Origin of the sequence: Methylobacterium sp. NMS14P, assembly GCF_028583545.1 — a bacterium.
Taxonomy (GTDB): domain Bacteria; phylum Pseudomonadota; class Alphaproteobacteria; order Rhizobiales; family Beijerinckiaceae; genus Methylobacterium.
On record NZ_CP087106.1, the window covers coordinates 915627 to 927414 of the forward strand.

Annotated in this window: 12 protein-coding genes; 2 read left to right on the forward strand and 10 right to left on the reverse strand. The window is 73.6% G+C overall.

What is annotated here, in order from left to right:
- Positions 1–16 precede the first annotated feature (16 nt).
- Together LOK46_RS04320 and LOK46_RS04325 are read right to left on the reverse strand one after the other, a co-directional pair.
- The gene (locus LOK46_RS04320; protein WP_273562648.1) at positions 17–919 is read right to left on the reverse strand and encodes an alpha/beta hydrolase; all 903 of its coding nucleotides are present in this window, start codon (positions 917–919) and stop codon (positions 17–19) included.
- Between the two features lie 83 nt (positions 920–1002).
- Positions 1003–1956: a lytic transglycosylase domain-containing protein gene (locus LOK46_RS04325; RefSeq protein ID WP_273562649.1), complete on the reverse strand. Its 954-nt coding sequence runs from the start codon at positions 1954–1956 to the stop codon at positions 1003–1005.
- A gap of 170 nt (positions 1957–2126) precedes the next feature.
- Here LOK46_RS04325 and LOK46_RS04330 point away from each other — a divergent pair, with 170 nt between their 5' ends.
- Complete coding sequence (locus LOK46_RS04330; RefSeq protein ID WP_273562650.1) at positions 2127–2726, forward strand: cysteine hydrolase family protein; 600 nt, start codon at positions 2127–2129, stop codon at positions 2724–2726.
- 40 nt (positions 2727–2766) lie between these two features.
- Here the strand turns inward: LOK46_RS04330 and LOK46_RS04335 are convergent, their stop codons facing one another.
- The 8 genes from LOK46_RS04335 to fliL form a co-directional block, all read right to left on the reverse strand.
- Positions 2767–4065 (reverse strand): leucine-rich repeat-containing protein kinase family protein, encoded by a 1299-nt coding sequence (locus LOK46_RS04335; protein WP_273562651.1) that lies wholly within the window; start codon positions 4063–4065, stop codon positions 2767–2769.
- A 3-nt stretch (positions 4066–4068) separates the two neighbouring features.
- On the reverse strand, positions 4069–4260 hold the full coding sequence (locus LOK46_RS04340) for a DUF1192 domain-containing protein (protein ID WP_273562652.1): 192 nt from the start codon (positions 4258–4260) through the stop codon (positions 4069–4071).
- Positions 4261–4272: 12 nt separating this feature from the next.
- A complete protein-coding gene (locus LOK46_RS04345) occupies positions 4273–5493 on the reverse strand; it encodes a phosphopentomutase (protein ID WP_273562653.1) in 1221 nt (406 codons plus the stop codon).
- 2 nt (positions 5494–5495) lie between these two features.
- Positions 5496–7133, reverse strand: a complete 1638-nt coding sequence (locus LOK46_RS04350) for an ABC transporter ATP-binding protein (protein WP_273562654.1) — start codon at positions 7131–7133, stop codon at positions 5496–5498.
- Positions 7134–7543: 410 nt separating this feature from the next.
- Positions 7544–8404: a MotE family protein gene (locus LOK46_RS04355; RefSeq protein WP_441009169.1), complete on the reverse strand. Its 861-nt coding sequence runs from the start codon at positions 8402–8404 to the stop codon at positions 7544–7546.
- On the reverse strand, positions 8401–8931 hold the full coding sequence (locus LOK46_RS04360; protein ID WP_273562655.1) for a DUF6468 domain-containing protein: 531 nt from the start codon (positions 8929–8931) through the stop codon (positions 8401–8403). The genes LOK46_RS04355 and LOK46_RS04360 overlap by 4 nt, the downstream gene beginning before the upstream one ends.
- Positions 8932–8950: 19 nt before the next feature.
- Entirely contained in the window at positions 8951–10168 is a 1218-nt protein-coding gene (fliM, locus tag LOK46_RS04365) for a flagellar motor switch protein FliM (protein WP_085985309.1), read from the reverse strand.
- Positions 10169–10232: 64 nt separating this feature from the next.
- On the reverse strand, positions 10233–10787 hold the full coding sequence (gene fliL, locus LOK46_RS04370; RefSeq protein WP_273562656.1) for a flagellar basal body-associated protein FliL: 555 nt from the start codon (positions 10785–10787) through the stop codon (positions 10233–10235).
- 255 nt (positions 10788–11042) lie between these two features.
- On the opposite strand from fliL, the gene flgF reads away from it, so the two are divergent.
- Positions 11043–11783, forward strand: coding sequence for a flagellar basal-body rod protein FlgF (gene flgF / locus LOK46_RS04375; protein WP_273562657.1), 741 nt, complete (start codon positions 11043–11045; stop codon positions 11781–11783).
- Positions 11784–11788 lie beyond the last annotated feature (5 nt).

The window sequence follows — 11788 nt, forward strand, 5'->3', positions numbered from 1 at the left end:
CGCGGGCCCGGCGCGGTCAGCGCCGCATCGTGTACTGCGAGCGGCCGGCGGATTGCCGCATCAGGAAGGACGCCATCTCGGCGAGTTCCGGCGCCTTCGAGCGGAAGGTGACGGACAAAGCCAGCAGCGTGTCCTTGTGGTCGAGGCCCGGGTAGAGCCGCTCCTGGACCGGGACGTGCTCGGCCCGCAGCTTGGCGGCGAGGCTGACCGTGTGCCGCGGCTTCACCACCGTGTCGGCGTCGCCGGTCGCCAGGAAGGCGGGGGGCGAGAGCGGGCCCGCGAAGGCGATGGGCTGCGTGGCGTCCGGATCGGGAGCCTTGCCGAACACCTTGACGGTGGTGTCCTGATCGAACGGCAGGAAGTCGTAGGGGCCGGACAGGCCGGCGACGGCCTTGATCACCTTGGGATCGACCCCGGCGGCGATCACGTAGCGCGGGTCGAGGCCGAGCATCACGGCGTTGTAGGCGCCCGCCGAGTGGCCGGCGAGCACGATGCGGCGCGGGTCGCCGCCGTAGGCCGCGATGTTGTCGCGCACCCACGCGATGGCCTCGGCGCCGTCCTCGAGGAAGCCGGGAAACGGCGCCTCCGGGTAGAGCCGGTAATCGGGCAGTACGGTGACGAAGCCCTGCGCCGCGAGGGCGTGCCCGACGAAGGCGTAGTCGTCCTTGGCGCCGCTCTGCCAGGAGCCGCCGTAGAAGAACACCAGGACCGGCGCGTTCTCGGCGCCTGCGGTGGGAACGTAGACGTCGAGCCGCCGCCGCGGACCCTCGCCGAAGGGCTGGTCCTTCGCGGCGAGCCGGCCCCCCGGGTCGCGCGGGCCGATCGCGTCGAACAGCGCGAGCGGCGAGGCAGCGGTGAAGCCGAACGCGGCGAGCCCGAGGCAGAGGAGGCTAGCAAGCGCGGTGAGGAGACGTGTCATATCCCATCCGGTTGTCCCGACCGGGCCATACCGCACCGCTCTCGGGGCGGATTGATGACGGTCTCGGGGCGGCTCACGAAAAATCAGGTCCGCAGCACGATGCAGGCGCCGCCGACCTTGCGGATGCGGCCGCACAGGTCGTCGGCCGCCTGCCGGCTCTGCGCCGGGATGCGGATCCGGTAGAAGGCGCGGGTCCCGCGGTTGCGCAGGCGGGTTCCGATGATCATCGGCCGCACCTCGCCGATCACCCCCGCGTAGGCGCTCCGCGCGCGGTTGAAGCTCTGGAGCGCCAGCGCCTTGGAGAAGTTGCCGGCGAGCTGGATGCCCCAGGGGGCGGCCGGCCCCTCGTTGAGGCCGAGGGCGAAGCGGTCGCCGCGCGACGGGACGCGCAGGCTGGCGGTCACCTGCAGGCAGGTCTGCGGCGCCGCCGCCTTCGCCTCCTTCTGGTCCTTCGCGTCTTTCTGGTCCCTGGCCTCGGGCTTGCTGTCGGGCCTAGCGGGGGCGCCGCCCTCCGGGAACTCGATCGCCTTGCCGGGTCCGGTCCGCCAGTCGTCCACCGGCTGCCCAGTGATCGCGGCCACGTAGGCCCGCGTCTCGGCGGGCAGGCCGCCGTCGCCGGCGAGCCACTTGCTGACCCGCGCGGCGCCGCCGTTATAGGCGGCGGCGGCGAGCCCCAGATTGCCGAACTGGGTCTTCAGGTCGGCGAGCAGGTGGGCCGCGTGCGGGATCGCCTGCTCGGGATCGAACGGGTCGAGGAGGCCGCGCTCCCGGGCGGTCCCGGGCATGAACTGCGCGACGCCCTGCGCGCCGGCCGGACTCACCACCCCGACGCGAAAACTGCTCTCGCGCCAGATCAGGCGGGTCAGGAACGGCACCGGCAGGCCGCGGGCCTTGGCCGAGTCGTCGATGAGGCGGCACAGGGCCTGCTCGACGGTCTCGGTCGCCCCCTCGGACGGGGCGGCCGCGGCCGGGTGCGCGCAGGCGAGGGCGAGGAGCAGCGCGCCGAGGCGCAGGGGCGGGGCGGTCACGCCGCGCATGTAGCGACGCGCGGGGGCGGATCAATCCGCGCGGCCAACCTTCCTGGGGGAACATCCGGCTCGCGAGCCCGACCGTTGCACCTTTGCACACTGGCGCGACCGGGCCGCACCGTCGTAGCGTCCCGGGCTGAGAGAGCCGCCTCCGAGGCGGTCCCACGGGAGAACCGCCGATGTCCGATCTGGCAACCCTGCGCGGCCTGTCCGGCCTGAGCCCCGCGCCGGCCCCGCTCAGGGGCTCGGCGCTCGTGATGATCGACCTGCAGCAGACCTACCGGGAGGGCGTGATGCGGCTCGACGGCGTCGAGCCGGCGCTCCGGGAAGCGGCGGCGCTCCTGAGGCGGGCCCGCGACGCCGGCATCCCGGTGATCCACGTCCGCCACGACGCCGGGCCGGGCACGCCCTACGACGTGACCGCCCCGATCGGCCAGATCAGCCCGGAAGTGGCGCCGCAGGGCGACGAGCCGGTCATCACCAAGGCCTATCCGAGCTCCTTCGTGGGCACCGACCTCCAGGCGCGGCTCGAGCGGGCCGGCGTGACGGACGTCGTCCTGGCGGGCTTCATGACGCACATGTGCGTCAACTCCACCGCCCGGAGCGCCTTCAACCTCGGGTTCCGCCCCACCGTCGTGGCCGCCGCCACGGCGACGCGGGACCTGCCCGGACCGGACGGCGCCGTGGTGCCGGCGGCCCAGCTCCAGGCCGCGAGCCTCGCGGCCCTCGGCGACCTGTTCGCCGTGGTCGCGCGCGGCCAGGGCGACATCCCCGACTGAGGACGGCGGACCGCTCCCGGCCCCGGTCGACGCCGCGCGATCAGGCCTGGAGCCGCCCGATCTCGGCGATCACCGCCCCGAGCCCCGGCCGCCCGTCGGGATCCGGCCCCGTGCAGGCCTGCGCCAGGGCGCGCAGGGAGTCCGGCGGCGCGGCGCAGCGGTCGAGCAGCTCGCCGATCAGGATTCCGACGGCGCGGACCTCGACCCGCGCCAGCACCGCGCCGAGCGGCCCGTCCGGCAGGGCCGAGGCCGCCCCGAAATCGCTGAGCACGGCCGCGCCGGTCCCGGCATCCCAGAGCGTGTTGTGGGCGTAGACGTCGCCGTGGAGCAGGCCTCGCCCGTGCAGGTGCGCCACCGCCTCTGTCGCGGCGCGGGCGATCCGCAGGACCGCGTCGGCGCCGAGGCGCAGGTCCGGGTCGTAGACGTCGCGGCTGCAGCTCGCGAGGGTCGGCGGCCCGGCGAGCACGCGCCAGTGCGCCGGCAGGAGCCGGAGCAGCAGGCCGCGGGCGCCGTCGGGATGGCCCTCGAGCCGGCCGAGCGCGCCCGTGAGGGCCGGGTGCGTCCCGGCGGCGAGGCAGGCCTCCATCTCCCGCTCGGGCAGGCCGTCGCTGGTCATCGCGCCCTTGAACAGCTTCAGGGCCACGTCCTGTTCGCCGGCCGGATCCCGCCACCGCGCCCGGTGGACCCGCCCCGAGGCGCCCTCGCCGAGCAGGTCGCCGAGGGCGAGGTCGGCCCACGGCACCGCGGGCGCCGCCACCGGCGCCGTCGCCGGCTCGGCGGGGTTGCCGGCGTAGGCGATCCAGGCGAGGCGGGGCAGGCGCGCGAGCCACGGCGGGAGCGCCGCGAGACGGTTGCAGGCGAGCCGGATCAGCTCGAGATCGTCCGCCCCCGACAGGCTGTCGGGCAGCGCGGTGAGCCGGTTGCCCGCCAGCATCAGCTTCCGCAGGCGCGGCCGCTCGCCGAGGGCAGCGGGCAGCTGCGCGATCGCGTTGTCGGTCAGCGTCAGCCAGCGCAGGTCGCGCGGCAGCGACTCCGCCGGGACCTCGCGGATGCCGCAGCCGCGGAAGCCCAGCTGGCTCAGCGCCGGGCAGGCGCCGAGCACCGGCGGCAGGCGCGGGAACGGGTTGCCGGAGCAGAACAGCACGCGCAGGCGGTGCAGGCGGCCGAGATCGTCCGGCAGGTCGGAGAGGCTGCCCCGGCCGAGGTCCAGCACCTCCAGCGTGTCGGCGAGGGCGAAGACCTCGTCGGGCACCGCCGTCAGCCCGTCGGGCAGCCGCAGCTCCCGCGCGCCGCCGAGGTCGCCGCGCCGCAGGGCGGCGAGGGTTTCGCTCCGGTCCAAGCCTCAGCCCCGCTTGAAGACGGCGTCGGCCGCGCCCTGCGCCGCCTGCTTGGCGGCCCGCGCCGCCTCGAGCCGGGCGATCTCGGCGCGCAGGAGCGCGACGCGCTCGTCGAGATCCCCGAGCGACAGCGTGTCGAGGGGCTGCCCGATCTCGTGGGCGACGGCCTTGCGCGGCCGGTCGTCGTCGTCCCGCACGTCGTGTCCTCCCTACAGGAACGGTGTTCCGGCGCCGTCCCGGGCGAGGCCGAGATGGGCCGCCACGGTGGCGCCGATATCCGCGAAGGTCTCCCGCCGCCCGATCGACCGGCCGGCCACGCCGGGACCGAAGGCCAGGACCGGGACCTGCTCGCGGGTATGGTCGGTCCCGGTCCAGGTCGGATCGTTGCCGTGGTCGGCCGTGATCACCGCGAGGTCGCCCGGCGCAAGCGCCGCCAGGATCTCGGGGATCCGCGCGTCGAACGCCTCCAGCTCCGCGGCGTAGCCCGGCACGTCGCGGCGGTGGCCGTGCTCCGTGTCGAAATCGACGAGGTTGACGAAGATCAGGCCGCCCTCCGGCAGCGTCGCCAGCGCGTCGAGGCCCGCGGTCACGCAGGCCGCGTTCGGGCCCGGCTTGATCTCGCGGCCGGTGGCGCGGTGGGCGAAGATGTCGCCGATCTTGCCGACGCTCACCACCGCGCGGCCGGCCGCCTCGGCGCGGTCGAGCAGCGTGCGCCCCGGCGGGGCGACGGCGAGATCCCTGCGGTTGCCGGTCCGGCGGAAGCCCGCCTCGGGCGAGCCCACGAACGGCCGCGCGATCACCCGGCAGACGCGGTAGGGGTCGCACAGGCGGCGCGCCACGCGGCACAGGTCGTAGAGCCGCTCCAGCCCGAACGCCTCCTCGTGGGCGGCGATCTGGAACACGCTGTCGGCCGAGGTGTAGCAGATCGGCCGGCCGGTCCGGAGATGCTCGGCGCCCAGCGCGTCGATGATCGCGACGCCCGGCGCGTGGCAATCGCCCAGGATGCCCGGGAGGCCGCCCTCGGCGACGAGCGCGCGCGTCAGCTCCGGCGGGAAGGCCGGCCGGGTATCGGGGAAATGCCCCCAGGGCTCGGTCAGGGGCAGGCCGGCGATCTCCCAGTGGCCGGAGGGCGTGTCCTTGCCGGCGGCCGTCTCCACCGCGTGGCCGTAGGCGCCGCGCGGCGGAGCGGCCGGGGCGAGGTTCGGCGGGATCCGGCCCGAGGCCCCGGCGGCCGCCAGGCCGAGCCCGAGCTCGGCGAGGTGGGGCAGGCGCAGGGGACCCGCGCGCAGCCCCGCCCGGTCGCCGCTTCCCTCCGCGCAGCGCTCGGCGATGTGCCCCAGGGTGTCGGACCCGGCATCGCCGTAGCGGTCCGCGTCCGGGGCCCCGCCGACGCCCACGGAATCGAGGACGATGATGAGGGCGCGCGCCACGGTCAGGCGGACTCCAGCTCGGCGGGCGCGTCGCTCTCGAGGGCGAAGGCGGCCTTGAACAGGGCGCGGGTGTAGGGGGTCTGGGGATTGGCGAAGATCGTCTCCGCGGCGCCCTCCTCGACCACGTGGCCGTTCTGCATGACGATCACGTAGTTGGCGAGCGCCCGCACCACCTTCAGGTCGTGGCTGATGAACAGGTAGGCGAGGCCCCGCTCGCGCTGGAGGTCGCGCAGCAGGGTCACGATCTGCGCCTGGACCGAGCGGTCGAGGGCCGAGGTCGGCTCGTCGAGGACGACGAAGCGGGGATTGAGCACCATCGCCCGCGCGATGGCGATGCGCTGGCGCTGGCCGCCGGAGAACTCGTGCGGGTAGCGGTCCATGGCGGCCGGATCGAGCCCGACATCGGTCAGCGCCTTGGCGACCACCGCCCGGCGCTCCGTCCGGGAGCGCGCCGTGCCCTGGACCACCAGGCCCTCGGCGACGATGTCGGCCACCGACATGCGCGGCGACAGGGAGCCGTAGGGATCCTGGAAGACCACCTGCATGTCCTTCCGCAGCGGGCGCATCTGCGCCACGCCGTAGCCGTCGATCGCCTTGCCGAGGAAGACGATCGGTCCCTCCGAGCCGGTGAGCCGGAGGAGGGCGAGGCCGAGGGTGGTCTTGCCCGAGCCGGACTCGCCGACGACGCCGATGGTCTCGCCGGTCCGGACCCGCAGGGAGACGCCGTCCACCGCCCGGACGTGGCCGGTGACGCGCCGCAGGAACCCCGACTTCAGCGGGAACCAGACCTTCAGGGGGCCGGCCTCCAGGAGCGGCGCGGCGTCGGCCGGGACGGGGTTGGCCCGGCCCTTCGGCTCGGAGGCGATGAGGCGGCGCGTGTACTCGTGCTGCGGGTCCGCGAAAACGGCCCTGGTGGCGCCGGCCTCGACGATCCTGCCCTTCAGCATCACGCAGACGCGGTCGGCGATGCGCTCGACGATGCCGAGATCGTGGGTGATGAACAGCATCGCCATGCCGAGGCGCTTCTGCAGGTCGGCGAGCAGCGCCAGGATCTGCGCCTGCACGGTCACGTCGAGGGCCGTGGTCGGCTCGTCGGCGACCAGAAGGTCCGGCTCGCAGGCGAGCGCCATGGCGATCATCACGCGCTGGCGCTGGCCGCCGGAGAGCTCGTGCGGGTAGGCGCCCATGCGCCGCCCGGCGTCGCGCAGGCCCACGAGTTCCAGAAGCTCGAGGATCCGCCGGCGGGCCGCCTTCCCGGCGAGGCCGCGGTGCAGGCCGAGCACCTCGCCGATCTGCCGCTCGATCGTGTGGAGCGGGTTCAGCGAGGTCATCGGCTCCTGGAACACCATGGTGATGTCGGCGCCGCGCACGTCCCGCATCGCCCGCTCGGGCAGCCGCGCGAGGTCGCGGCCCGCGAACAGGATCCGCCCGTCCTGGCGGGCCGCGGGGTCGAGGAGGCGCAGGATCGCCAGCGCCGTCACCGACTTGCCGGATCCCGATTCGCCCACGAGCGCGACGGTCTCGCCCCGGCGGACGGTGAAGGAGACGCCGTCGACCGCCACGGTCTCGCCCTCCCGCGCGCGGAACGCCACGGAGAGGTCCTCGACGGCGAGGAGCGGCTGGGGGTCGGCCTCTGACATGAGCCCCTTATAGCGCGCCCGGCCCCGGACCCTAGCCCGCGCGGACGCCGCACGGGCCGATCGGGCGGGCCGACACGACACGGCCGCACGAGAGCCGCGTCCGATCGTGTCGAAAGGGTCGGGAAGGACGACAATTTCGGCCGCGACAGCCGCGCCATCCCCCCTCTCCCGTGCGGGAGAGGGCCGGGGTGAGGGACAGGACGCTGCGAGGTCGAGCGCGCCGTCGCCGCACGTGTCGGCCGCGCCTTGCCTCGAAGTCGTACGCCCCTCACCCTGTCCCTCTCCCGCACGGGAGCGGGGACCCGCGCGTCGTGCGGCACGGACCTGGCGCGCCACCGCCTCGACCCGATCGGGACTGGCTCTGGCCGGGCTTTCCGGAGACCCGCCCGGCACCCCAGCGCGCCACGGACCTACCGAAGCGGCGCCCCGGGATCGATCGCCGGCAGCTCGTTCGCCGGGAGCCCCGCGCCCGCCTGGGCCTGCGGCCCCGCGGCGCCGCGGGCGCGGTTGGCGAGAGCCACGGTCAGGCGCTCGGCGGTCTCGGGCTGCATCACCGCCAGGACCTCGGACATCTTCCGGGGGTTCATGGCCAGCACGATCGGGACCAGCACGTCGAGCCCGAGCCGGTCGAACACCCGGGCGGCGTCCTTGGGCTTCATCGCCTCGTACATCGTGACGATGTTCTTCAGGCCCTGCTTCTCGGCCTCCTCCTTCGCCTTCGCGGCAGCGTCGACCTTGTCCTCGGCTTTCTTGAGGTCGCCGAGGCCGGTCTCGAGCTTGCGCTCGGCCTCGCCCAGCATCTTCTCGCGCAGCTCCAGCTCGTCGCTCTTCTGGCGCAGGGCGTCGCGCCGGGCGCCGAGCTTCTCCAGGAGCACGCGCTCGGTGGGCGAGGCCGGGTTCCCGGCCGCGGGCGGTGCGGGCCGCGCCGGGGCCGGCTCCGCCGGCTTCTCGGACGCGGCGGCCGGCGCCTCCTTGGCGCCCACCGATCCGGTCGTCACCGGGTCGTAGGGCTCGAAGCCGGTGCGCGCCCGGGCGACCGCGCGCCCGTATTCCGGCAGCGCGGCGCTCTCCGGCAGGCCGGCCTGCAGCAGGCTGAGCAGCTTGAGCACGAGCAGCCCGCCCGCCGCGAGCGCCACGGCGTCGATGAGGCGCAGCCGAAACTGCCGGACGGGCTTCCGGCGCGCGCGCCGCTCCGGCGTCGCCGCGCGGCGTATCCGCTCCTCGGGATCCGGCTTCGGCGGCGGGATCTTCGGGGCCTTGACCCCGGTCACGCGGCGCGCGCCCGGACGCGGGCGAGGGCGCGCTCGCTCATGGCGAGGGCCGCCGCGGCCGCGACTCCGAGGCGCTCCCCGTTCGGACTGGCGTGCTCAGGGCGGCGCTCGGCCGGGATCTCCGGCGCGCGCGCCGGCTCGGGGACCGCCTGCGGCGCGGGCCTCGGCTCCGGCGCGGGCTCGGGACGGACCGGCACGGCGCGCATCTGCGCCACGATGGCGCCGATGCGGGCGATCACGCCCTCGCCGGCCTCGACCTGGAGCCGCAGCTCGCTGGCGCGGATCGTGGCGGTCTCCAAACTCGCGTTCAGGGTGCGGTCGCCCTCGTCGATCGCTGCCCGCAGGCCCGCGATGGCCCGCTCGGCCGTCCCGGTCGCGACCATCAGGTCCCCGATGGTCTGGCGGAGCGCGGCCTCGTCGCCCTTCATCTGGCCGATGCGGCGCGAGAGCCGGAGGGACGTGACGATGGTCGCCGCCAGGAGGACGGCGACCAGGATGTCGGCCGCGAGGGTGACGAAGAGACTCATGACCGGACCCTCATCGGCACTAGCTGTCCGAGCGGTTGTTCATCGAGGCCTCGTAGGCCTGGATCGTCGTGCGCGAGCGGCGCAGCGGTCGGGTGACCTGGACGGCGATGTGCCCGTCGACCCGGCCGATCCGCCCCTGGGTCAGCGCCCAGTCGCCGCAGCGCACGGTGATGAGGTCCGAGGGCTTGGCGTCGAACATCAGCGTCTCGCCGACCTTCAGGCTCATGACCTGCTTGAGCGGCAGCATCATCTCGTGCAGCACGGCGTCCATGGTCACGTCGGCCTGCCAGATCTCGGTGGCGAGGTGGCCTTCCCAGACGTGGTCGCGGCCGAGCTTCTCGCCCATGAAGCTCTGGGTCAGGAGCTCCCGGATCGGCTCGATCGTCGCGTAGGGGAACAGGATCTGCAGCATGCCGCCGCGCCCGTCGACGTCGAGCCGCAGGCTGATCAGGATCGCGGCGTTGCCCGGCCGCGTGATGGTGGCGAAGCGCGGGTTGGTCTCGATCCGGTCGATGCCGAAGCTCACGGGCGAGAGCGGCTGGAACGACATCTCCAGGTCGCCCAGCACGATCTCCACGAGGCGGCGCACCAGCGTCATCTCGATGGCGGTGAAGGGCCGGCCGTCGAGGCGGCTCGACGAGCCGCCGCGCTTGCCGCCGAGCAGCAGGTCGAAGGTCGCGTAGGCGAGGTTCGAGTCGACCGTGACGAGGCCCGAATTCTCCCACTGCTCGGCCCGGAACACGCCCAGCAGCGTCGGCAGCGGGATCGCGTTCAGGTAGTCGCCGAAGCGCACCGAGGTGATGTTGTCGAGGGTCACCTCGACGTTGTCCTGGAACAGGTTGCGCAGGGAGGTCGACAGCAACCGGATCATCCGGTCGAAGACGATCTCCAGCATCGGCAGGCGTTCGTACTGGACGACGCCCGAATCGACGATGGCCTGCACGCCCCCGGCCCCGGAGGCCGAGAGCTCGCGCATGGAGAAGCCGAGGACGCCGTCGATCTCGTCCTGGTTCAGCACCCGGTCGTTGCCGGCGAGTTCGGGGAGGTTGTCGCTCTCCCCGTCCTCGATCATCGTCGCCCATTCGGCGGCGACGTCGCCCGCGTTGCGCGTGGTGCCCTGCTCGGCGAGCGCCGCGCCCCATTCCTCGGCCAGCGACGTGTCGCCGCCCTCGGCACCCTGCTCCAGGAGGGCTGCCGACCAGTCGTCCTCGGGGAGTTCGTCCTCGGGTTCCATCAGGCGTGCTCGATCGGGGCCCGGCGCGGCGCGGCGCTTGAAGAGAGGACCAGAGTCGCGGGCGCGCTCACTGGACGATCACGTCCTTGAACAACACCGCGTCGACCTTGGCGGGGTACAGGGCGATGTTGACCCGGCGCAGCAGCTCCTCGCGCAGCCGGAACAGGCCCACCGAGTTGGTGATGTCGCTGGCGCGCAGCTCGCGCATGTAGACCTGCAGCGCGTCCTCGACCCGCGGCATCAGGGGCCGCACCTCCTCCTCGACCTTGGCGTCCTTCAATTCCAGGGAGATCCGGACCTTCGCGAACCGGCCCTTGTCCTGCGGCAGCTCGGGGGAGAGGTTGAGGAGCATCTCACGCACGTCGACGAAGACGACGAGCTTTTTGCTCTCCGGGCCGGCGCCCTTGGCGTCGCCGCCGCCGTGCCCCCCGCCGTGGTCGCCGTTCTGCGCGGCCGCCTTGCTGTCGCCGCGGCCCATCATCACGAACGCGCCCGCGCCGCCGCCGCCCACGACTAGGACCGCGACGGCCACCATGATCATGAGCTTCTTCTTGCCCTTCGGGGCGCCCTCGGCTGCGGCCTCGCCTTCCTCGGCGGAGGCCTTCTTCGGCTTCTTGGCCATGGAATAATGCTCTCTCGCGGGAGACTGCGCGCCAGGTACACCTGGATATCGGAGCATCACGGTTAACGCGCCGTTAAGGAGGCAATTCCTGCCGGGTCAGGTTTGCCGCGGCGCAGCCCCGGCGCGGCCGCGAGTCCCGGGCAACGCTAACCAAGTCTCTGTCATAACGATAAAATTCGCCGCGACGGGATTTGGCACAGCGGATGCTGAATGGATCGTTGCCGCCTCCGCGGCCCGCGAGTCCCAGAGTCCACGATGCAGAATGCCCTCTTCGTCGGCGTGTCGAGCCAGATGGCGCTCCAGCGCGAGCTGGACGTGATCGCCAACAACATGGCGAACGTCTCGACCACGGGCTTCAAGGCGCGCAACACCCGCTTCGAGGAGTACCTGATGCCGGTGGCGAGCGCGGATTCGTTCGCCCGGCCCGACCGGCGCCTGTCCTATGTCATCGACCAGGGCACCACCCTCGACCTCGGGCAGGGCCCGATCGAGCAGACCGGCAACCCGCTCAACGTCGCGGTCAAGGGCTCGGCCTTCATCGCCGTGCAGTCGCCCCAGGGCGAGCGCTACACCCGGAACGGCGCCTTCGAACTCGACGCGCAGGGCACGCTCGTCACCAGCGACGGCTACAAGGTCGTGGGCGAGGGGGGGCCGATCAGCATCAACCCGCAGGAGACCGGCCTCGCCATCGGCCCCGACGGCACCGTGTCGACCAATCTCGGCATCCGCGGGCGGATCAAGCTCGTCACCTTCGCCAGCCCGCAGCGGCTGACCAACGAGGGGACCAACCTCTACGCCTCGCCGGAGCCCGCGCGGCCCGCCGGGATCGACGGGCGCCTCGAGCCCGAGTCGCTGGAGCGCTCCAACGTCCGCCCGGTGATCGAGATGACCCGGCTCATGGACGTGAACCGGTCCTACGCCATGGTGTCGAGCATGATCTCGCGCCTCGACGACCTGCGGGGCACGGCGATCCGCCGCCTCGCCGACGTCGCCTGAGGAGG

What these genes read in the sequence shown, in the direction of transcription:
- LOK46_RS04350 (WP_273562654.1), bottom strand. Translation starts at nt 7,133, where the DNA reads ATGTCAGAGGCCGACCCCCAGCCGCTCCTCGCCGTCGAGGACCTCTCC.
- LOK46_RS04330 (WP_273562650.1), top strand. Translation starts at nt 2,127, where the DNA reads ATGTCCGATCTGGCAACCCTGCGCGGCCTGTCCGGCCTGAGCCCCGCG.
- LOK46_RS04360 (WP_273562655.1), bottom strand. Translation starts at nt 8,931, where the DNA reads ATGAGTCTCTTCGTCACCCTCGCGGCCGACATCCTGGTCGCCGTCCTC.
- LOK46_RS04320 (WP_273562648.1), bottom strand. Translation starts at nt 919, where the DNA reads ATGACACGTCTCCTCACCGCGCTTGCTAGCCTCCTCTGCCTCGGGCTC.
- flgF (WP_273562657.1), top strand. Translation starts at nt 11,043, where the DNA reads ATGCAGAATGCCCTCTTCGTCGGCGTGTCGAGCCAGATGGCGCTCCAG.
- LOK46_RS04325 (WP_273562649.1), bottom strand. Translation starts at nt 1,956, where the DNA reads ATGCGCGGCGTGACCGCCCCGCCCCTGCGCCTCGGCGCGCTGCTCCTC.
- fliL (WP_273562656.1), bottom strand. Translation starts at nt 10,787, where the DNA reads ATGGCCAAGAAGCCGAAGAAGGCCTCCGCCGAGGAAGGCGAGGCCGCA.